Here is a 19,972-nt window from a genome sequence, read left to right as displayed (position 1 = left end):
ATTGACAGGAGAGGATAGCGATGCAGAAGGACCATCTCGCGCTGCACCCCGCGTCGACGGGCGCCGCCGAAGCTGGTGCGCCCGGCGCGCCTGCCGTCACGCGGCGCGGCGCGATCGCCGCGGCCGTGATCGGCAACTGGCTGGAATTCTTCGATTTCACCGTGTACGGCTTCTTCGCGGTGCTGATCGGCAAGCTGTTCTTCCCGTCGAGCGACCCGACCACGTCGCTGCTGCTGTCGGTCGCGACGTTCGCCGCCGGCTTCTTCACGCGGCCGCTCGGCAGCGTCGTGCTCGGCGTCTACGCGGACCGCAAGGGACGCAAGGCCGCGCTGAACCTGACGATCATGCTGATGGCGCTCGGCACCGGCCTGATCGCGATCGCGCCGACCTATGCGCAGGTCGGCGTGGCCGCGCCGCTGCTCGTCGTGTTCGCGCGCTTGCTGCAGGGTTTCTCACAGGGCGGCGAATTCGGCGCGGCGACGTCGACGCTGCTCGAACAGGGCGGCACGTCGCGCCGCGGGTTCCGCGCGAGCTGGCAGCTCGCGACGCAGGGCGGCGCCGCGCTGATGGGCTCGGGCTTCGCAGCGCTGCTGTCGAACACGATGACGAAGGATGCGCTGGAAGGTTGGGGCTGGCGGCTGCCGTTTCTCGTCGGCGTGCTGATCGCGCCGGTCGGGATGTTTTTGCGCCGCCGGCTCGCGGACGATGCGCCCGGCGACCGCCATCACGGCATCGAGCGCGGCGTGCTGCACGAACTGTTCTCGAAGCACACGCGCACGGTGTTGCTGCTGATGCTCACGGTGATGGGCGGCACGGTGTCGACCTACATCCTGACCTTCTACATGCCGACCTACGCGATCCATACGCTCGGCCTGCCGATGAAGCTGTCGATGTTCGTCGGCGTCGCGTCGGGCTGCGTGATGCTGGTCACGTGCCCGCTGTTCGGCTGGCTGTCGGACCGGCTCGGCAGCCGCCGCCTGCCGATCTTCGTCGGCCGCGGCGTGCTGGTCGCGCTGCTGTTCCCGGCGTTCTGGCTGATGAACCATCATCCGACGCTGTCGGTGATCCTGCCGCTGACCGCGCTGATGCTGCTGTTCTATTCGCTCGGCTCCGCATCGGAAATGGCGCTGATGTGCGAGTCGCTGCCGCGCCACGTGCGCGCGACGGGAATCTCGATCGCGTATGCGCTCGCGGTGACGATCTTCGGCGGCACCGCGCAGCTGATCGCGACCTGGCTCGTGAAGACGACCGGCAGCAAGCTCGCGCCGGCCGGCTACGTGGCCGCGTGCGTGGTGCTGTCGCTGGTCGCGGTCGCGATGCTGCGCGAGACGGCGCGGGAATCGCTGGACTGACGGGTGACGCGGCCTGAGGTGACCGAGCACGCTGCTCGGAAACGACTGGATGATCCCGGCGAAACCGCGGGCTTGCCTACTGCTGGCCAAGCCATTCGCTTTGGCTGCTGCTCATCTCTGCGCTGTACGCAAATGCGGCGTTCACGCAGCAAGGTACGGAGGTCGCGTCCGAAATGAGCCGCTACGATAGTAGGCCGGCCGTCCGAGAGCGGCCATCAAAGACAGTAGAAAATACCTGTGCGCCTTCTTCATGGTCTGATGTTGGCTGCGCCACTTGTCTGTTTTGCCAAGGCGCTTGCGCGCGCGAATTGGCTGACCAAGATGGCGATTTCGAGCCTGGAGAATGCAGGCATCACCGATGTGACGAAGCCGGATGAATCCAAGGCGAAGGCAGTATTGTTGGCGTCGGAAAAGACTGGCAAGGATCTGTATCGCCAGATCTACGACATCACGTTCGTCGATAAGTCGGGCGCGAAGTTTCAGATCATCACGAGCAGCGAAGCGTCTTCCACGATCTCATTTCCCTCAGATGCTGGTCGGCCGGCTACAGTCGATCGAGTGCGAGTGCGAACACGGCCAGCGATCTCAATAGCGTCAGATTGCAGGCTGCCGTTGGTAGCGGCAGCAATTGGCCTACTTTATCGTGTCTGCAAGCCATGACCTGTCCGAGCGAGCCTGTCGTATTTCCGCGGCTAACCCACTATCGAGCGGGAAATGAGAGGTCAATTATAAGGGCCAACATTGTCGAGAATGATTCCAAGGCACGTCATTTTTGCTATATACCGATGACCATCAGAGCGATACGGAACCTTCCATTGGTGGAGATCGGGGATGTATTCGAAATTCTCGTCAAAAACGATTTGAGGTGAGCCGTTTTGTTTTGCATATTTTTCAATAAACCCCGTTATTTCGCGGCGGCTCATTTTGGGGCATGTGCCATCTCCACCATCCCAATTTCTAACGTAAGATAAAATCGCAAATAAAACTACTGCGGTGGCGAGTAATGCGCCACTGGCGGCTGCCGTGTATTTGAGTATTTTTTTTGTCAAAATTGCCTCCGCAATTAAAAATTCAGTTTATCGATGTGAGGAAAGCTTTTCGGCTTCCCTCATGCCGGTTCAGGGGGCAGTAAGATTGACTCATGGTCTGCGCCCGAAACCACCGGGCCGTGCCGTATGGACCGCCGCTGGCGTTCCATCTGGATTTGTTGCTTTGATGCTCGCTCTGGTTCCATGGACGTTGAGCGGCTGCGATCCAGTAAAATAGATCATGAAATCTTTGTGATCAGTAAATTCTCCAATTTTGCGGACGAACGTAGTCAAGGCCTCTTGTATCGACGGGCGAGAGCGCGAAGCATCAAAGTCGAATTTATCTGGATTGAGTGTGTATTCGCCTCTGAAATAGAAGCTATCATCACTTCCTAAAAATAACTCGCCCTGGATGTGGCCGCTCACTCGTCCAAGTGCCGATCCGACAATCAATTCTTGGTCGCTCAACAAATTGGTGCTGAACTGGGCATCGATCCGATAGGTTCCAGGCCCCATCGCGTCATTGACGATGATGTCTCTTATTGGAGATATTTGCTGAACGCCGATCCCAAGCTTCAAGGATTTTAGATCAACCGACTTGGGGTCTCCATTTCCTCTGATCCAGTTGTAGTAAGCTGAAAGGGTGAAAAATGGAGTGGCGTAGAATTTAAAACTTTCAATGGGGGGAGCCGGAAGGTGGCTGAAATAATAGTCGCTGAACAACCCAAATGCTGTCGTGAGACCACTAAACGTCGTATCGGAGAGGCCATACTGGGTCGCACCAGTGATGTCTTGCCAGCCCATGTCTGCAATCCACGATGTAAAAAGGGCATAAGTTGAGATTTGTGCTTGCACAACTTGTTTGCTTGCAAGTTCCATCCCATACCCAAATTCAGAAAGCACGTCTCGGGAACGTCCGGCGGCAGCAGCTTCGAGGATTTTTTTCCCATTGACTAATCTAAATTTTCCAATTTGGAATATACCGCCACGAATGTTATCCCCATTTATTGCCCAATGATAACCTCCGGCGGGGCCATTGGGCGTGGCTATGGGGAGTGCAAGTCCGGTCGGCGCCGTAACGCTGATTGGTGGCAAAAGGTCGTCTGCTGGACCGTGCCCCTGTGCGATTGATCGAATAGGATTGCTTACTAAAAAAGCAGTAGAGGCACCAAGAAAGTGTCGTCTTTTCATCTAACGATCCCCGTAGTGTTTGGTTTTCTACGAAAAAGTCACGCCAATTTTAGAGTCGACAAAGTCAATACGCTCACCGGGCTTGCAGGAGGCATGACGCGCATGGCCGAGATTGTTGGCACTCGGTTATCTTGCAATTTGACTTCACCAACATTACTAGTATCTAACTAATTCCTGTGATGTTGCAAGCAGAGTGAGATAGAGGTGTCCAATCGAACTCGTACGATGTCGTCAACAAAAACTCCCGTGACGTCGTCGGCACTGCGCCGAGCAACTCGGTCCGTCGACAAGCTTGCTCGCGATCAGATACCTGACCTTACCGTTGGCTACCAAACACCATAGACGGCACGCAGCGCGCGCGGCGACGCGGCCCGATGCGCTTACCGCCCGCGCACGACCCTCAGATACGACGCGAGCATCGTCGCGAGTTCCTGCGCGGCCGGCGTCAGCGGCACGGCCGCGCGCTGCAGCAGGCACACGTCCTGCGCGTCGGCCCGTTCGCGCACCGATATCTTCGCGAGCGCGCCGGCGAACGGTCCGTGCCGCGTGATCGCTTCGGTTTCGAGCGCGAGCGAATCGGTCTGCGTGACAATCTGCAGCGTCTCGAACATCCCCTCGACGGTCGCGAGAATCTTCGGCGGCGGCTGGCCGTGCGCGTCGAAGTACGCAAGCAGCCGGTTGACGACCGGGTCGGCGCTCAGGTTCGGCGAGCGCGTGGACACCCATCCATAGGCGGTCAGCTCGGCGAGCGATTGCGCATGCATCGCCGGGTGCCCGTTGCGGCACACGACCACCGGCGCCGACGTGCGCAGCGGCGTGACCGCGAGATCGGTCGTGTCGGTCTGCTTCGCGACTAGCGCGATCGCGAAATCGACCGCGCTTTCGCGCAGCCAGCCGATCATCATCCGCGACGTGCCGGTGCGCAGGTGCACGTCCACCTTGTCGAAGCGCGCGCGGAACGCGGTCAGCACCGGCGCGAACGCGTCGATCAGCGGCTCGGTCACGAGGCCGAGCGTGACCGTGCCTTCGTAGGCGCCGCTCAACTGACGGATTTCCCGCTCGACCTGCTCGCATTCGCCGAGGATCGCACCGGACCGCGCGAGCAGCCGCTGGCCGACGGCCGTTGGCACGATCCCGCGGTTGGTACGCGTGAACAGCGTCGCGCCGAGCGTCGCCTCGAGGCCCTGCAGTTGCTGCGTGACGCCGCTTTGCGCGAGATCGAGCGCGCGGGCGGCCGCGCGCAGGCTGCCGTGCTCGACGACGGCCTGGAAGATGCGGAGCTGGGACAGCGTGAACGCCATGGGAAGCAGCGAGGCCGGTGATCGGAAATACCGATCATGATAAGTCAGCCGATGGTTCCGGCGGCGGCCGCGGGCTTCTACGATCGCAGGCAGTCCGGCTCATGCCGTTCGTTCCTTTTTCCTGCCTATCGTCGACCATGAAACGTTTCCTCGTCCCGCTCGTTTCCCTGTGCATTGGCCTGGCCGCCACGTCCGCGTCCGCGCTCGACGCGCCCGTGGTGCGGCTCGGCATCGACCCGACGTATCCGCCGATGGACGCGAAGGCGCCCGACGGCAGCCTGAAGGGCTTCGACGTCGATCTCGGCAACGAAATCTGCCGCCGCGCGCAGTTGCGCTGCCAGTGGGTCGAGCTCGAATTCTCCGGGATGATCCCCGCGTTGCAGGCGCGCAAGATCGACGCGATCCTGTCGTCGATGGCGATCACCGCGAAGCGCGAGAAGCAGATCCTGTTCTCGTCGAAGCTGTTCCGCTTCAAGTCGCGGCTCGTTGCGCGGCCCGGCAGCGGGCTCGACGGCACGGCGGCGTCGCTGGCCGGCAAGCGCGTCGGCGTGCAGTCCGGCACGCAATTCGAATCGTGGGCGCTCGCGCACTGGGCGCCGGCCGGCGTCGGCGTGGTGCCGTACAAGAGCCAGGACGACGTGTTCGCCGATCTCGTCAACGGCCGCCTCGACGCGGCGCTGCTCGGCACCGTGGAAGCCGATTACGGGTTCCTGCGCCAGCCGCGCGGCAAGGGTTTCGCATTCGTCGGCGCGCCGCTCGACATGGGCGATCGCGGCGTCGGCATCGGCATGCGGCAGTCGGATACCGCGCTGAAGGCGTCGATCGACGGCGCGATCGCGTCGATGCTGAAGGACGGCACGTACGACCGGATCGCGAAGCAGTATTTCGATTTCAATCCGTACGGCGACTGAGCGCCGTGCCGGCCCGTTGCCCCGATTCCCTGCTTTCATCCATTCGAGACCCTCGATGCAGATTCGCACCACGCCGCTCCTGTCGCCGTCGATCGGCACGCAACGCACGCTGACGAGCTTTCATTTCGGGCCGGCCGACAGCGGCCGCAAGATCTACCTGCAGGCCGCGCTGCACGCGGACGAGACACCCGCGATGCTGGCGGCGGTCGTGCTCAAGCAGCGCCTCGCGCAGCTCGACGCCGAAGGGCGGCTCGCGGCCGAAATCGTGCTCGTGCCGGTGTCGAACCCGGTCGGCCTCAATCATCATCTGCTCGGGCAGTTCATCGGCCGGTTCGATCTCGCGAGCGGCCGCAACTTCAATCGCGGCTTCCTGCCGCTCGCGGAGATCGCCGCGCGTGCGCGCGACCGGCTCGGCGACGACGGCGCACGCAATCGCGCGATCGTGCGCGAATGCGTCGGCGCGGCGCTCGATGAAATCGCGCCGCGCACCGAGTTCGATGCGCTGCAACTGGCGCTGCTGAAGCTGTCGCACGACGCCGACGTCGTGATCGACCTGCATTGCTCGCTCGAAGCGGTGATGCACGTCTACACGAGCGATACCGCGTGGCCCGAGGTCGAGCCGCTCGCGCGGTATCTCGGCGCCGAGGTGTCGCTGCTCGCCGAGGATTCGGGCGGCCATGCGTTCGACGATGCACATCATCTGCTGTGGTCACGGTTGCGCGCGTATTTGCCGGACGGCACGCCGATGGCGGCCGGCACCGTGGCCGTGACGGTCGAGTGCCGCGGCCAGCGCGACGTGACGTACGAATACGCGCAACGCGACGCCGGCGCGCTCGTCGACTATCTCGTGTGGTGCGGCGCGGTGCACGGCGAACGCGCGCCGCTGCCGCCGCTGGCCGCGCCGGCCACGCCGCTCGCGGGCAGCGAGCAGTTTTATGCGCCGGTGAGCGGGATCCTCGTGCACCGCGCGGCGATCGGCGCGACGATCCGTGCGGGCGATCCGCTGTTCGACATCGTCGATCCGCTGACGGATGCGGTCACGACGATCTCGAGCGCGGCCGATGGCGTGTTCTACATGCGCCGCGCGATCCGCTTCGTGACGGCCGGCGCGCCGCTCGGCCGCGTGACGGGCACGGTGCCGGTGCGAAAGGGGATGCTGCTGGGCGCGTGAACGAGGCGGCGGCCTGCCGACGCGATGCAATTTCGTTCTCGTCAGATTGACCGTGTTCGAGCGCGTTACTAAATTGTGCGACGCGGAGTGCGCTCCGTGTTCCGTGAGAAGAACGTTGCAGAGATCAGAGTTTGAGCGGGCGGCCTGTGCCGCCCGTCTTTTTTTGTTCGGTGACTTGTCGTGTCACGGATACGACGATCGGGCAGGGTGCTCAGCCACGTCGCGCCACCAGCTCCGATACCGTCTGCGCGGCCTGCTGCAGCGGCCCGAGAAACTCCTTCACCATCTGCTTCGCGGTATGCCGCTGCGCGTTGCCGCTGATGTTCATCGCGGCGATGACCTGCCCGCGCCGGTTGCGGATCGGCGCGGACAGCGACATCAGCCCCACTTCGAGTTCCTGGTCGACCACGGCCCAGCCCTGCTGGCGCACCTGCGCGATCGCCGCCTTCAGTTCGCCGATGTCGGTGATCGTGCGCGGCGTGTGCGCGCGGATGGCGCTCTGCGCGAGCGTGTCGTCGAGCGTCGCATCGTCGAGCGCGGACAGCAGCACGCGGCCCATCGACGTGCAGTATGCAGGCAGCCGGCTGCCGATCGACAGGTTGATCGTCATGATCTTGCGGGTCGGCACGCGCAGTACGTAGACGATCTCGGTGCGGTCGAGCACCGCGGCCGAGCAGCTTTCGTGGATCTGCGCGGACAGTTGCTCCATCACCGGATCGGCGAGATTCCAGAACGGCATCGACGTGAGATACGCGAAGCCGAGCTCGAGGATCTTCGGCGTGAGCCGGAACAGCCGGCCGTCGGCCTCGACGTAGCCGAGCGTCTGCAGCGTGAGCAGGATCCGGCGCGCGCCCGCGCGCGTGAGGCCGGTGGCCGATGCGACCTCGGTGAGCGTCTGTTCCGGGCGTGCCGCGTCGAACGCGCGGATCACCGCGAGGCCGCGCGCGAACGACTGCACATAGGAGTCGCCGGGTTTCGTCTGAATATCGTCGGTTGTCATGAGCGCCTGGAATGTCGTGCAGCCGAGAAGATAGCGCATGGGGCCCGACACGCCAACCGCCTGGCCGACCGTGCCCTTGACAGGTCGTCCCCGCACTCCCTATGATGCGTTGAACGTTCGATACACGATCTTATGTTCGTATGTAGAACATTTAGGCGCATCCCGGCGGGCAATGCAAGGGGCGCGCCCTGTTCATTTCCCAGCCTTTCACGGGACCGGAGACACTGATGACCGAAGCTTTTCTGTGTGATGCGATCCGTACGCCGATCGGGCGTTACGGTGGTGCACTGTCCGGCGTGCGCGCCGACGATCTGGGCGCGGTGCCGCTCAAGGCGCTCGTCGAGCGCAACCGCGACGTCGACTGGACGGCGATCGACGACGTGATCTACGGCTGCGCGAACCAGGCCGGCGAGGACAACCGTAACGTGGCACGCATGTCGGCGCTGCTGGCGGGCTTGCCGGAGGGCGTGCCGGGTTCGACGATCAACCGCCTGTGCGGTTCCGGGATGGACGCGGTCGGCGTGGCCGCGCGCGCGATCAAGTCGGGCGAAGCCGCGCTGATGGTCGCGGGCGGCGTCGAGAGCATGACGCGCGCGCCGTTCGTGATGGGCAAGGCCGCGAGCGCGTTCGCGCGCCAGGCCGACGTCTACGACACGACGATCGGCTGGCGCTTCGTCAATCCGTTGATGAAACAGCTGCACGGCGTCGATTCGATGCCGGAAACCGCCGAGAACGTCGCGGTCGACTACAACGTCAGCCGCGCGGATCAGGACCTGTTCGCGCTGCGCAGCCAGCAGAAGGCCGCGCGGGCGCAGCAGGACGGCACGCTGGCCGAAGAAATCGTGTCGGTCACGATTGCTCAGAAGAAGGGCGATCCGGTGATCGTGTCGCGCGACGAGCATCCGCGCGAGACGTCGCTCGAAGCGCTCGCGAAGCTGAAGGGCGTCGTGCGCCCGGACGGCTCGGTGACGGCCGGCAACGCGTCGGGCGTCAATGACGGCGCCGCCGCGCTGCTGCTGGCGAACGAGGCAACCGCGAAGCGCTTCGGCCTGACGCCGCGCGCCCGCGTGCTGGGGATCGCGACGGCCGGCGTCGCGCCGCGCGTGATGGGCATCGGCCCGGCGCCGGCTACGCAGAAGCTGCTCGCGCGGCTCGGGATGACGATCGACCAGTTCGACGTGATCGAGCTGAACGAAGCGTTCGCGTCGCAAGGTCTCGCGGTGCTGCGCATGCTCGGCGTCGCCGATGACGATCCGCGCGTGAATCCGAACGGCGGCGCGATCGCGCTCGGTCACCCGCTCGGCGCATCGGGCGCGCGCCTCGTGACGACCGCGATGTACCAGTTGCATCGCACGAACGGTCGCTTCGCGTTGTGCACGATGTGCATCGGCGTCGGCCAGGGCATCGCGATCGCGATCGAACGCGTCTGAGCGGCGTAATGCGGTGATGCGGGCGGTGACGCGGCCGGATCCGCGCCGCTTGACCGCTGCGCCGTTTCCGCCACGATGGGCGGCACGAGGTGTCTCGTGCCGCCCATCGTCGTTAACCGGCCTGCGACGCTTGCCTGAGCCGCGCGTCGAGGGCGTCGATCTCGGTGTCCGCGAACACCTCGATGCCATGCGCGCGCAGCAGCGCCGCCGTGACGCCGGCGCCCGCGTGGCGCCGGCTCTCGAAACTCCCGTCGTAAATGAACGTGCTGCCGCACGACGGGCTGCCGTCGGCGAGGATCGCGAAGCGGCAATCGTGCGCCTGCGCGAGGACCAGCGCGGTTTGCGCGCCGGCAACGAACGGGGTCGTCACGTCGGTGCCGTTCACGTCGACGATACGTGCGTGACCCGACAGCACCTGCTGCCCCGATGCGCCGCCGGCGATCTCGGCAGGCGGGCGCGGCACGCCGAGGCCGCCCGCGAGTTCGGGGCAGACGGCCACGAGCCGCCCTTCGCGTTGCCAGCGTTCGAGCGCTTCGTGCGCGGCGGTCTTCGCCGCGCCGTTGTAACGCACCGGATGGCCGACCACGCACATGCTGACGAGGATCTTCGGCGGGGCGGGCGGTGGCGGCTCGTGGTTCAATGTCGCGCTCCGTGACGGTCGATGGCGGTTGTGGCAGAGCGAAAAATTCTACGCGTCATCCGCGTGCCGGGCCGTCAGGCCGTCGGCCCTTCGAGGTGAATGTCCTCGGGCTCGAGCGCGTAAAGCTCGGGATCGGGCGCCATGCTGACCGTGAAGCCGAGCCGCAGGTAGAAGTCGATCGTGTGCCGCGACGGCGTGGCCGACACATACAGGCGCTCGGCGCCCATTGCACGTGCCTGCACCTGCGCCGCGCGATAGAGCTGTACGCCGAGCCCGCAGCCGCGCCAGTCGTGGCTCACATGCAGGAATTTCAGCTGCAGCATGTCGCGCCGCGGGCCGAGCGGCCGGCTGTCGACGACGACGGCCGCGACGAGCCGCGTGCCGTCGAACCGGCCGAGAAACCAGCCGCCGCGGTCGTGGCAGTCGAGCAGGATCGGCGTGTAGTGATCGGCTTCGCCGTCGGGCCAGCCGGCCACGTCGTAGAACTCGGGCACGAGATGCAGCGCGCCGTCGCGCAGCACGTACAGGTGCTCGATGATTTCGCGGCGGTCGATGGTCCACACGAGCGGCACGTCGTCGCGGGCCAGCAGGCGGGCCGACAGCGCGTCGCGTTCGGCGGCGGTGCGGCGCGTCATGCGGCCGCCCGCTGCGCGGCGATTGCGTACATCAACGGCAGGCGCGGCATGCCTTCGGGCGGCACCATCCGGCGGCCCTCCAGCTCGCGCATGCCGTCGAAGCCCTTCCAGCCGTTCGCGTACGGATATTCGTTCAGGCGCTCGATCGTGAGCCCGGCCGAGATCAGCGCATTCACCACGTCGCCGATGCCCCACATGAACTCGTAGCTCGGATGCGGGTTCGCGAAATCGACGATGCCCGGGTGGTCGTGCTGCGCGCCGAGCCCCGTGCCGGACGCCGCGACGTAATCGCCGACGCCCGCGGGTTCCTCGGTCGCGTCGCTCTTGAAGTAGTCGTAGCGCGGTTGCCACTGTTCGTCGAAATACAGTGAGAACGGATGGAACTCGATCATCGCGAAGCGGCCACCCGGTGCGAGCAGCGAGGCGATCCCGCGCGCCCATGCGCTCAGGTCGGACAGCCAGCAGATCGCGCCGTACGACGTGAACACGCGATCGAAGCGCTCGCCGCGCGCGGCGGCTTCGGGCATCCAGTCGAGTACGTCGGCGCGCTCGAACCGCGCGTGCAGGCCCGCGTCGGCCGACAGTCGCCGCGCGAAGTCGATCGCCTCGTCGGAGATGTCGACGCCGGTTGCATCCGCGCCGTCGCGCACGAGGCTCAGCGTGTCCTGCCCCGCGTTGCATTGCAGGTGCAAGAGCCGCAGACCGGTGAGATCGCCGAGCAGTTCGCGTTCTTCTGGAAACAGCGTCGAGCCGCCATTGCGGAAAAATGCAGCCTGATCGCCTTTATGGCTGTTATGCGCGACCGTCGCCGTATTCCAGGACAGTCGATTCAGTTCATGCAATGCCTTTTTCATGGAATTCGAATTCAGGTGGAATGGAGCAGGATAAGTCAAATCGTTTCGCCGCGCGCAACGGATGCTGGCATTGGCGCATCGGGCCGCGCGTTGTGACAAGTTGATAAACGCGTGTCGGGATTATCGCCGGATTATTTGATCGAAATCATGGTAATGGCCGAATTGCCTGTTTTGTGCGCAACGGAATTAAGGTTTTCCGATGAATTGCCGACAGTAAGGACGAGAGTGTCGTAAAGCGATCAACCGTTTTTCGGCTACTGAGCGCGACTTCAGCGCGGCGCGGACGACAGATCCGCCTTTCGGAGCCTTGCATGCGCAACAACCAGCCCGTTACCCAACAGGAATTCGATTTTCCCGACGACGTCACGCTGATGTCGACCACCAATGCCGACAGCATCATCACCTACGCAAACACGACGTTCGCGCAGGTGAGCGGGTTCTCGAACGAAGAGCTCGTCGGCCAGCCGCACAACGTGGTGCGTCACCCGGACATGCCGAAGGAGGCGTTCGCCGACATGTGGGCGACGCTCAGGCGCGGTGAGCCCTGGACCGCGCTCGTGAAGAACCGCCGCAAGAACGGCGATCACTACTGGGTGCGCGCGAACGCGATTCCGGTGATGCGCAACGGCGCGCCGCAAGGCTACATGTCGGTGCGCACGAAGGCGCCGCACGACGAGACCCAGGCCGCGGACGCGCTGTATCGCGCGTTTCGCGAAGGCAAGGCCGGCCGGCGCCGGTTCCACAAGGGGCTCGTCATCCGTACCGGGCTGCTGCGGCTCGCATCGCTGTCGCAGACGATGTCGGTGCGCGCACGCGTGCATTCGGCGCTGTGCGTGCTGGCGCCGGCCGTCGTCGGCGCGGGCTGGGCCTGCGGGCTGGCCGGCGGCGGGCTCGCGGCGTTTGCCGGCGTGACGGTCGGCGTGGCGGCGGCCGCCGGCTGGTGGCTCGACGCGCAGATCGTGCAACCGCTGAAACGGCTGCACGAGCAGGCGCTGAACGTCGCGACCGGCGAGAGCCGGCGCGGCGTGCGGATGAATCGCGTCGACGAGATCGGCATGACATTGCGCACGATCAACCAGCTCGGGCTGATGTTCCGCTGGCTCGTCGACGACGTCAGCGAGCAGGTGCACAACGTGCAGCGCGCGAGCAACGAGATCGCGCAGGGCAACAACGATCTGAGCGCGCGCACCGAGCAGGCCGCGTCGAGCGTGCAGGAAACGGCCGCGTCGATGGCCGAGATGACGGCCACCGTGTCGAGCAATGCGGAGACGGCGCTGCAGGCGAATCAGCTGTCCGTGTCCGCGAGCGAGGCGGCCGAGCGCGGCGGGCAGGCGGTCAGCGAGGTCGTCGCGACGATGAGCGAGATCACCGACAGCTCGCGCAGGATTGCCGACATCATCGGCGTGATCGACGGCATCGCGTTCCAGACCAACATCCTCGCGCTGAACGCGGCGGTCGAGGCGGCGCGTGCGGGCGAACAGGGTCGTGGTTTCGCGGTGGTCGCCGGCGAGGTGCGCGCGCTCGCGCAGCGCAGCGCGAACGCCGCGAAGGAAATCAAGACGCTGATCGGCGCGAGTGTCGAGCGGGTCGAGTCGGGTGTGCGGCGCGTGGACGAGGCGGGCCGGACGATGGAGGACATCGTCACGCAGGTGAAGCGCGTGTCGGATCTGATTGCGGAGATCAGCTCGTCGACGGCCGAGCAAAGTACGGGTGTCGCGCAGGTCGACCAGGCGGTCGTGCACCTGGACAACATCACGCAGCAGAACGCGGCGCTCGTCGAACAGAGCACGGCGGCGTCGGAGAGCCTGAAGCAGCAGGCGACGCGGCTCGTGGATGCGGTGAACGTATTCAGATGATGCCGAAAGGGGGCGCGACGTGCGGGTTCGATCGATGAATGCCGGATGTCGCGCCCAGCGCTTATCCAGGGTTGAGGATTGGGTCGAACGGCGAAAAATGAGAAATATTCTTATTTCCAATTGACTGTTCGTGTATTCATTCACGCCGAAATCACGACGGACAATAATCAGACGAATGGCCGGAAAACCTTTGTCGGACAAGGCGTTGCGTTTTATCCGTGAACAAATTATTCGGTAAAAACAAGTTGATTCATATTTAATGCATATTTACCCGAATACGGCATAATGTTTTCGTCGAATGTGCCGAAAGTGCAGGAGCCCGACTCACACGCATGCGAATCGATCGCCATGCGCGGAGTCTCGAATCAATCGACGAGCGGACGCAAGATCCGCCACCCGGAGCTCCACACCATGCGCAACAACCAGCCCGTCACGCAACGCGAATTCGAATTTGCCGACGATGCGACGCTGATGTCGACGACCGATGCCGACAGCTACATCACGTACGCGAACGCGGCGTTCATCCAGGTCAGCGGCTTTTCTCCCGAGGAAATCGAAGGCCAGCCGCACAACGTGGTGCGTCACCCGGATATGCCGAAGGAGGCGTTCGCCGACATGTGGGCGACGCTCAAGGGCGGCGAGCCGTGGACCGCGCTCGTGAAGAATCGCCGCAAGAACGGCGATCACTACTGGGTGCGCGCGAACGCGATTCCGGTGATGCGCAACGGGCAGCCGAAGGGCTACATGTCGGTGCGCACGAAGGCGACGCGCGACGAGATCGCGGCCGCCGAGGCGCTGTATCGCGATTTCCGCGAAGGCAAGGCCGGCAGCCGCCGGTTCCACAAGGGATTGATCGTGCGCACGGGCGCGATGCGCGTCGCGTCGCTGTTCCAGATGATGTCGGTGCGCGCCCGGCTGGTGTCGACGCTATGCGTGCTCGCGCCGGCGGTCATCGGCGCCGGCTGGGCGGGCGGGTTGACCGGCGGCGGGCTCGCGGCGTTCGCCGGCGCGGCGATCGGCGTGACGGCGGCGGCCGGGCTGTGGCTCGACGCGCAGATCGTGCGGCCGCTTCGACAGTTGCGCGACGAGGCGTTGCGCGTGGCGACCGGCGAGAGCCGCAGCGGCGTGCGGATGAACCGGGTCGACGAGATCGGCATGACGCTGCGCACGATCAACCAGCTCGGGCTGATGTTCCGCTGGCTCGTCGACGACGTCAGCGAACAGGTGCTGAACGTGCAACGCGCGAGCAACGAGATCGCGCAAGGCAACAACGACCTGAGCGCACGCACCGAGCAGGCGTCGACCAGCGTGCAGCAGACGGCCGCGTCGATGGCCGAGATGACGGCGACCGTGTCGAGCAATGCGGAGACGGCGTTGCAGGCGAATCAGTTGTCCGTGTCCGCGAGCGAGGCGGCCGGGCGCGGCGGGCAGGCGGTGAACGAAGTCGTCGCGACGATGAACGACATCACCGACAGCTCGCGCAAGATCGCGGACATCATCGGCGTGATCGACGGCATCGCGTTCCAGACCAACATCCTCGCGTTGAATGCGGCGGTCGAGGCGGCGCGCGCGGGCGATCAGGGGCGCGGTTTCGCGGTGGTCGCCGGCGAGGTGCGGGCGCTCGCGCAGCGCAGCGCGAACGCGGCGAAGGAGATCAAGACGCTGATTGGCGCGAGTGTCGAGCGGGTCGAGTCGGGTGCGCGGATCGTCGATGGCGCGGGCAAGACGATGGAGGACATCGTCACGCAGGTGAAGCGCGTGTCGGATCTGATTGCGGAGATCAGCTCGTCGACGGCCGAGCAGAGCACGGGTGTCGCGCAGGTCGACCAGGCGGTCGTGCACCTGGACAACATCACGCAGCAGAACGCGGCGCTCGTCGAACAGAGCACGGCGGCGTCGGAAAGCCTGAAGCAGCAGGCGACGCGGCTGGTCGAGGCGGTGAACGTATTCCGCTGATCGCGGGGAAGGGAGGGTGACGCGGGCGCGACGGAGAGGCGCCGGCCCGCGTCGGGCCGCCCGGTTCCGGCCGGGCGGCGAGGGCCTGTCGCCGGGAAGCGACCGGCCCCGAACCGTCAGACGGCCAGGCAGAGGTACTTGATCACGACGTAGTCGTCGATGCCGTAGTGCGAGCCTTCGCGGCCGAGGCCCGACTGCTTGACGCCGCCGAACGGCGCGACTTCGTTCGAGATCAGGCCCGTGTTCACGCCGACCATCCCGTATTCGAGCGCTTCGGCCACCTTCCACACGCGACCGATGTCGCGGCTGTAGAAGTACGCGGCGAGGCCGAACTCGGTGTCGTTCGCGAGGCGGATCACTTCGTCGTCGCTGCCGAACTTGAACAGCGGCGCGAGCGGCCCGAACGTTTCTTCCTTCGCGACCTTCATCGCCGGCGTGACGCCCGTCAGCACGGTCGGCTCGAAGAAGCCGTGGCCGAGCGCATGGCGCTTGCCGCCCGTCACGACGGTCGCGCCCTTCGCGAGCGCGTCCTCGATGTGCGCCTCGACCTTCAGCACGGCCGCTTCGTTGATCAGCGGGCCCTGCGTGACGCCCGGCTCCGTGCCGCGGCCGACCTTCAGCTGGCCGACGGCCGCCGCGAGCTTCTGCGCGAACTGGTCGTATACGGCTTCGTGCACGTAGAAGCGGTTCGTGCACACGCACGTCTGGCCGCTGTTGCGGTACTTCGACGCGATCGCGCCCTGCACGGCCGCATCGAGATCGGCGTCGTCGAACACGATGAACGGCGCGTTGCCGCCGAGCTCCAGCGACACCTTCTTGACCGTCGCCGCGCATTGCGCCATCAGCAGGCGGCCGACCGGCGTCGAGCCCGTGAACGACAGCTTGCGCACGATCGGGTTCGACGTCAGCTCGCCGCCGATCGCCTTCGGGTCGCCCGTGACGACGCTGAACACGCCGGCCGGCACGCCCGCGCGCTCGGCGAGCACCGCCATCGCGAGCGCGGAGAACGGCGTGGCCTCGGCCGGCTTCACGACGATCGGGCAGCCGGCCGCGAGCGCCGGGCCGACCTTGCGCGTGATCATCGCCGCCGGGAAGTTCCACGGCGTGATCGCCGCGCATACGCCGATCGCTTCCTTCGTCACGACGATGCGCTTGTCGCTCGCCGGCGTCGGGATCGTGTCGCCGTACACGCGCTTGCCTTCCTCGGCGAACCATTCGAGGAACGACGCCGCGTAGCCGATCTCGCCCTTCGCTTCGGCCAGCGACTTGCCTTGCTCGGTCGTCAGGATCAGCGCGAGGTCGTCGGCGTTTTCCATCATCAGGTCGTGCCACTTGCGCAGGATGACCGCACGCTCCTTCGCGGTCTTCTTGCGCCATGCCGGCCAGGCGGCGTTCGCGGCGTCGATCGCGTGACGTGTCTCGGCCGCGCCCATCGCCGGCACGGTGCCGAGCAGGCCGCCGGTGGCCGGGTTGCGGACGTCGAACGTCTCGCCGTTCGTCGCGCCTTGCCATTCGCCGTTGACGTACGCCTGCTGGCGGAACAGCGACGGATCTTTCAGTGCCAGGGTTTCCTGAACAGTGCTCATATGAATCACCTGCTTCGAAAAGGACGGATGAAAACGGCCGCCGCCGTCTTCACGACGGCGGCGGCGCATTCAGTTGCAGCGGACGGGAACTCAGGCCGGCACGCCGACCGTTTCCTTCAGCACTTCCTCGAGGATCACGAGCGCTTCGTCGAACACGGCTTGCGGGATCGTCAGCGGGAACAGGAAGCGCACGACGTTCGAGTACACGCCGCACACGAGCAGCAGCAGGCCGCGCTCGAGCGCACGCGCCTGCACGCGCTTCGTGAATTCGGCATCCGGCTCGCCCGAACCCGGCTTCAGGAATTCGACCGCGATCATCGCGCCCGGGCCGCGCACGTCGGCGATCTGCGGCACGTCGGCCTGCAGCGCGTTCAGCTTCGCCTTCAGCACGTCGCCGAGTTGCGTCGCGCGCTCGCACAGCTTCTCTTCGTCGATGATCTCGAGCACCGCGTGCGCCGACGCGACCGCCAGCGGGTTGCCCGCGTAGGTGCCGCCGAGGCCGCCGGGGGCGGCCGCGTCCATCACGTCCGCACGGCCGACGACGCCCGACAGCGGCATGCCGCCCGCGAGGCTCTTCGCCATCGTGATCAGGTCGGCCAGCACGTCGTAGTGCTGCATCGCGAACAGCTTGCCGGTACGTGCGAAGCCCGTCTGCACTTCGTCGGCGATCAGCAGGATGCCGTGTTCGTTACAGATCTTGCGCAGCGCGCGCACGAATTCGGCCGGCGCCGGGTTGAAGCCGCCTTCGCCCTGGACCGGTTCGAAGATGATCGCGGCGACGCGCTTCGGATCGATGTCGGCCTTGAACAGCATCTCGATCGCCTTGATCGAGTCGGCCGTCGTCACGCCGTGCAGTGCGTTCGGGTACGGCGCGTGGAACACGTCGCCCGGGAACGGGCCGAAGTTCAGCTTGTACGGGGCGACCTTGCCGGTCAGCGCCATGCCCATCATCGTGCGGCCGTGGAAGCCGCCCGAGAATGCGATCACGCCCGGACGGCCGGTCGCCGCACGTGCGATCTTGATCGCGTTCTCGACGGCTTCGGCGCCGGTCGTGAAGAACGCGGTCTTCTTCGGGAAGTCGCCCGGCGCGCGTTCGTTGATCTTTTCCGCCAGCTCGACGTACGACGCGTACGGGACGATCTGGTAAGCGGTGTGCGTGAAGCTGTTCAGTTGATCCGCGATCGCCTTGACGATCTTCGGGTGGCGGTGGCCCGTGTTCAGCACCGCGATGCCGGCGGCGAAATCGATGAAGCGGCGGCCTTCGACATCCCACAGCTCCGCGTTCTCGGCGCGGGCGGCGTAGAAATCGCACATCACGCCGACGCCGCGCGGGGTGGCGGCGTTCTTGCGGGCCTGCAGGTCGGCATTCTTCACGGTCATCTCCTTGATGTTCTGTCCGGTGGGTAGGAAATCGGGCGCCTTGGCAGCCCATGGAGGCGACTATAATCACATTTGGCTCTGGCAATCAGAGCCATTTCAATAAATATTCAGGAGCCAATCATGCGCGCGAGCGTGTTGTCGGACTGGCTGGCGCAGCGCCTCGTGCGCGGCGGCGAACAGCCGATCTACCGGCAGCTTCACCGGCTGCTGCAACAGGCGATCCTGTCGCGCGAACTGCCGGCCGGCACGCGTGTGCCGTCGTCGCGGCTGCTGGCCGCCGAGCTCGGGATCGCGCGCAACACGGTCACGCAGGTTTACGAACAGCTGGCGCTCGAAGGCTATGTGAACTCGGCGACGGGGCGCGGCACGTTCGTCGCCGACAGCGCGCCGGACGAGATCGTCGGCGCGCCGCCCGACGCGGGCGCCGGCCCGGCCGTCGTGACGCCGTCCGTACGGCGGCTGTCCGCGCGCGGCACGCGGCTCGTCGAAGGTGCCGGCGTGTCGAAGCGCCAGGGCGGCGCGTTCATGCCGGGCGTGCCCGATGTGTCGCGATTTCCGGCGCGTGTGTGGACGCGGCTGCACAACAAGTACTGGCGGCGCCTGCGCCCCGACCTGCTGACCTACGCGCCCGGCGGCGGGCTCGCGCTGCTGCGCGAGGCGCTGGCCGACTACCTGCGCACGTCGCGCTCGGTGCGCTGCACGCCCGAGCAGATCGTGATCACGACCGGCATCCACCAGTCGATCGACCTCGCGGTGCGGCTGCTGACCGACCCGGGCGACGCGATCTGGACCGAAGATCCGTGCTACTGGGGCGTGCGCAGCGTGCTGAACGTGTCGGGGCTGACCACGCGGCCGATTCCGGTCGACGACGAAGGCATCGCGCCGTCGGCCGCCGATCTCGCCGAACCGCCGAAGCTGATGCTCGTCACGCCGTCGCACCAGTATCCGCTCGGGATGGTGATGAGCCTCGCGCGGCGGCGGATGCTGCTCGAATACGCGCGCCAGCACGGCTGCTGGATCATCGAGGACGACTACGACAGCGAATTCCGCTACGGCAGCCGGCCGCTCGCGTCGCTGCAGGGGCTCGACACGGCCGGGCAGGTGATCTACGTCGGCAGTTTCGGCAAGACGCTGTTCCCGGGGCTGCGGGTCGGCTATCTGGTCGCGCCGGAGCCGCTCGCGGAAAGTTTCGCGACCGCGAGCGCCGAGCTGTACCGCGAAGGGCAGCTGCTGCAGCAGGCCGTGCTCGCCGAATTCATCGCGGAAGGGCACTTCGTGTCGCACATCCGCAAGATGCGCACGCTGTACGGACAACGCCGCGAGGTGCTGCTCGACGCGGTCGCGCGGCGCTACGGCGATACGCTGCACGCGCTCGGCAGCGACGCCGGGCTGCATCTCGTCACGCAATTGCCGGCCGGCGTCGACGATCGCGCGGTCGCGCAGGCCGCGCTCGAACGCAACATCGTGGTGCGGCCGCTGTCCGGGTACTACGCGGATCGCGAGCGTGCCGCATCGGGTTTGCTGCTCGGCTATGCGTGCGTGCCGGAAGACGAGATCGCGACCGCGTTCGCGACGCTTGCCGAGGCGATCGACGAGCGGGCGTTCGACAAGGTGGCGGCGGCGGTGTGAGGCGGACGGACAGCCGCGCCGCCGCCGGGCCGAATCGTGCTGCCCGCGGTGC

At 65.7% G+C, this 19,972-nt stretch carries 17 protein-coding genes; 8 read left to right on the top strand and 9 right to left on the bottom strand.

What is annotated here, in order from left to right:
* The first annotated feature begins 20 nt into the window (after positions 1–20).
* Both H0X90_RS15500 and H0X90_RS15495 read left to right on the top strand, forming a co-directional pair.
* A complete protein-coding gene (locus H0X90_RS15500; RefSeq protein ID WP_062885007.1) occupies positions 21–1,352 on the top strand; it encodes an MFS transporter in 1,332 nt (443 codons plus the stop codon).
* A 237-nt stretch (positions 1,353–1,589) separates the two neighbouring features.
* Positions 1,590–2,012, top strand: coding sequence for a hypothetical protein (locus H0X90_RS15495; RefSeq protein ID WP_175648932.1), 423 nt, complete (start codon positions 1,590–1,592; stop codon positions 2,010–2,012).
* Between the two features lie 62 nt (positions 2,013–2,074).
* Here the strand turns inward: H0X90_RS15495 and H0X90_RS35755 are convergent, their stop codons facing one another.
* The 3 genes from H0X90_RS35755 to H0X90_RS15480 all read right to left on the bottom strand — a co-directional run bounded on the left by H0X90_RS35755 (position 2,075) and on the right by H0X90_RS15480 (position 4,872).
* Entirely contained in the window at positions 2,075–2,401 is a 327-nt protein-coding gene (locus H0X90_RS35755; RefSeq protein ID WP_227739684.1) for a hypothetical protein, read from the bottom strand.
* A gap of 90 nt (positions 2,402–2,491) precedes the next feature.
* Positions 2,492–3,571: a lipid II-degrading bacteriocin gene (locus tag H0X90_RS15485; RefSeq protein WP_125346519.1), complete on the bottom strand. Its 1,080-nt coding sequence runs from the start codon at positions 3,569–3,571 to the stop codon at positions 2,492–2,494.
* Positions 3,572–3,951: 380 nt separating this feature from the next.
* The gene (locus tag H0X90_RS15480; protein ID WP_077188683.1) at positions 3,952–4,872 is read right to left on the bottom strand and encodes a LysR family transcriptional regulator; all 921 of its coding nucleotides are present in this window, start codon (positions 4,870–4,872) and stop codon (positions 3,952–3,954) included.
* A gap of 137 nt (positions 4,873–5,009) precedes the next feature.
* Between H0X90_RS15480 and H0X90_RS15475 the strand changes: the two genes are divergently transcribed.
* Together H0X90_RS15475 and H0X90_RS15470 are read left to right on the top strand one after the other, a co-directional pair.
* Positions 5,010–5,783, top strand: a complete 774-nt coding sequence (locus tag H0X90_RS15475; RefSeq protein ID WP_069352624.1) for a transporter substrate-binding domain-containing protein — start codon at positions 5,010–5,012, stop codon at positions 5,781–5,783.
* Positions 5,784–5,838: 55 nt separating this feature from the next.
* Positions 5,839–6,954 carry a succinylglutamate desuccinylase/aspartoacylase family protein gene (locus H0X90_RS15470; protein ID WP_077188682.1) on the top strand — a complete coding sequence of 372 codons (1,116 nt, stop codon included), beginning with the start codon at positions 5,839–5,841 and terminating at the stop codon, positions 6,952–6,954.
* A gap of 211 nt (positions 6,955–7,165) precedes the next feature.
* On the opposite strand, the gene H0X90_RS15465 is transcribed toward H0X90_RS15470, so the two are convergent.
* Positions 7,166–7,993 carry an IclR family transcriptional regulator gene (locus H0X90_RS15465; protein WP_012493585.1) on the bottom strand — a complete coding sequence of 276 codons (828 nt, stop codon included), beginning with the start codon at positions 7,991–7,993 and terminating at the stop codon, positions 7,166–7,168.
* Positions 7,994–8,181: 188 nt separating this feature from the next.
* Here H0X90_RS15465 and pcaF point away from each other — a divergent pair, with 188 nt between their 5' ends.
* Positions 8,182–9,384, top strand: a complete 1,203-nt coding sequence (pcaF, locus tag H0X90_RS15460) for a 3-oxoadipyl-CoA thiolase (protein ID WP_077188681.1) — start codon at positions 8,182–8,184, stop codon at positions 9,382–9,384.
* A 112-nt stretch (positions 9,385–9,496) separates the two neighbouring features.
* Here pcaF and H0X90_RS15455 read toward each other — a convergent pair whose 3' ends face one another.
* The 3 genes from H0X90_RS15455 to H0X90_RS15445 all read right to left on the bottom strand — a co-directional run bounded on the left by H0X90_RS15455 (position 9,497) and on the right by H0X90_RS15445 (position 11,513).
* Entirely contained in the window at positions 9,497–10,024 is a 528-nt protein-coding gene (locus H0X90_RS15455; protein ID WP_077188680.1) for a DUF523 domain-containing protein, read from the bottom strand.
* Between the two features lie 74 nt (positions 10,025–10,098).
* Positions 10,099–10,659 (bottom strand): GNAT family N-acetyltransferase, encoded by a 561-nt coding sequence (locus tag H0X90_RS15450; protein WP_006482619.1) that lies wholly within the window; start codon positions 10,657–10,659, stop codon positions 10,099–10,101.
* Positions 10,656–11,513 (bottom strand): class I SAM-dependent methyltransferase, encoded by an 858-nt coding sequence (locus H0X90_RS15445; protein ID WP_077188679.1) that lies wholly within the window; start codon positions 11,511–11,513, stop codon positions 10,656–10,658. Before H0X90_RS15445 ends, H0X90_RS15450 begins: the two co-directional genes overlap by 4 nt.
* Positions 11,514–11,824: 311 nt before the next feature.
* Between H0X90_RS15445 and H0X90_RS15440 the strand changes: the two genes are divergently transcribed.
* Positions 11,825–13,369 carry a PAS domain-containing methyl-accepting chemotaxis protein gene (locus H0X90_RS15440; RefSeq protein ID WP_077188678.1) on the top strand — a complete coding sequence of 515 codons (1,545 nt, stop codon included), beginning with the start codon at positions 11,825–11,827 and terminating at the stop codon, positions 13,367–13,369.
* Positions 13,370–13,780: 411 nt separating this feature from the next.
* Positions 13,781–15,325, top strand: a complete 1,545-nt coding sequence (locus H0X90_RS15435) for a PAS domain-containing methyl-accepting chemotaxis protein (protein ID WP_077188677.1) — start codon at positions 13,781–13,783, stop codon at positions 15,323–15,325.
* A 116-nt stretch (positions 15,326–15,441) separates the two neighbouring features.
* Here H0X90_RS15435 and gabD read toward each other — a convergent pair whose 3' ends face one another.
* Positions 15,442–16,911: an NADP-dependent succinate-semialdehyde dehydrogenase gene (gene gabD / locus H0X90_RS15430; protein ID WP_012493582.1), complete on the bottom strand. Its 1,470-nt coding sequence runs from the start codon at positions 16,909–16,911 to the stop codon at positions 15,442–15,444.
* A 90-nt stretch (positions 16,912–17,001) separates the two neighbouring features.
* Entirely contained in the window at positions 17,002–18,291 is a 1,290-nt protein-coding gene (locus H0X90_RS15425) for a 4-aminobutyrate--2-oxoglutarate transaminase (protein ID WP_060263351.1), read from the bottom strand.
* A gap of 120 nt (positions 18,292–18,411) precedes the next feature.
* Here H0X90_RS15425 and H0X90_RS15420 point away from each other — a divergent pair, with 120 nt between their 5' ends.
* Complete coding sequence (locus tag H0X90_RS15420) at positions 18,412–19,920, top strand: PLP-dependent aminotransferase family protein (RefSeq protein WP_006494228.1); 1,509 nt, start codon at positions 18,412–18,414, stop codon at positions 19,918–19,920.
* The last annotated feature ends 52 nt before the right edge of the window (positions 19,921–19,972 follow it).

This window comes from Burkholderia sp. 9775_39 (genome assembly GCF_015712225.1).
Taxonomy (GTDB): domain Bacteria; phylum Pseudomonadota; class Gammaproteobacteria; order Burkholderiales; family Burkholderiaceae; genus Burkholderia; species Burkholderia cenocepacia.
Note: the sequence above shows the minus strand (reverse complement) of the source record. Positions and strands in the feature narration are given on the sequence as shown.

What these genes read in the sequence shown, in the direction of transcription:
- H0X90_RS15500 (WP_062885007.1), top strand. Translation starts at nt 21, where the DNA reads ATGCAGAAGGACCATCTCGCGCTGCACCCCGCGTCGACGGGCGCCGCC.
- H0X90_RS15485 (WP_125346519.1), bottom strand. Translation starts at nt 3,571, where the DNA reads ATGAAAAGACGACACTTTCTTGGTGCCTCTACTGCTTTTTTAGTAAGC.
- H0X90_RS15480 (WP_077188683.1), bottom strand. Translation starts at nt 4,872, where the DNA reads ATGGCGTTCACGCTGTCCCAGCTCCGCATCTTCCAGGCCGTCGTCGAG.
- H0X90_RS15475 (WP_069352624.1), top strand. Translation starts at nt 5,010, where the DNA reads ATGAAACGTTTCCTCGTCCCGCTCGTTTCCCTGTGCATTGGCCTGGCC.
- H0X90_RS15470 (WP_077188682.1), top strand. Translation starts at nt 5,839, where the DNA reads ATGCAGATTCGCACCACGCCGCTCCTGTCGCCGTCGATCGGCACGCAA.
- H0X90_RS15465 (WP_012493585.1), bottom strand. Translation starts at nt 7,993, where the DNA reads ATGCGCTATCTTCTCGGCTGCACGACATTCCAGGCGCTCATGACAACC.
- pcaF (WP_077188681.1), top strand. Translation starts at nt 8,182, where the DNA reads ATGACCGAAGCTTTTCTGTGTGATGCGATCCGTACGCCGATCGGGCGT.
- H0X90_RS15450 (WP_006482619.1), bottom strand. Translation starts at nt 10,659, where the DNA reads ATGACGCGCCGCACCGCCGCCGAACGCGACGCGCTGTCGGCCCGCCTG.
- H0X90_RS15445 (WP_077188679.1), bottom strand. Translation starts at nt 11,513, where the DNA reads ATGAAAAAGGCATTGCATGAACTGAATCGACTGTCCTGGAATACGGCG.
- H0X90_RS15440 (WP_077188678.1), top strand. Translation starts at nt 11,825, where the DNA reads ATGCGCAACAACCAGCCCGTTACCCAACAGGAATTCGATTTTCCCGAC.
- H0X90_RS15435 (WP_077188677.1), top strand. Translation starts at nt 13,781, where the DNA reads ATGCGCAACAACCAGCCCGTCACGCAACGCGAATTCGAATTTGCCGAC.
- gabD (WP_012493582.1), bottom strand. Translation starts at nt 16,911, where the DNA reads ATGAGCACTGTTCAGGAAACCCTGGCACTGAAAGATCCGTCGCTGTTC.
- H0X90_RS15425 (WP_060263351.1), bottom strand. Translation starts at nt 18,291, where the DNA reads ATGACCGTGAAGAATGCCGACCTGCAGGCCCGCAAGAACGCCGCCACC.
- H0X90_RS15420 (WP_006494228.1), top strand. Translation starts at nt 18,412, where the DNA reads ATGCGCGCGAGCGTGTTGTCGGACTGGCTGGCGCAGCGCCTCGTGCGC.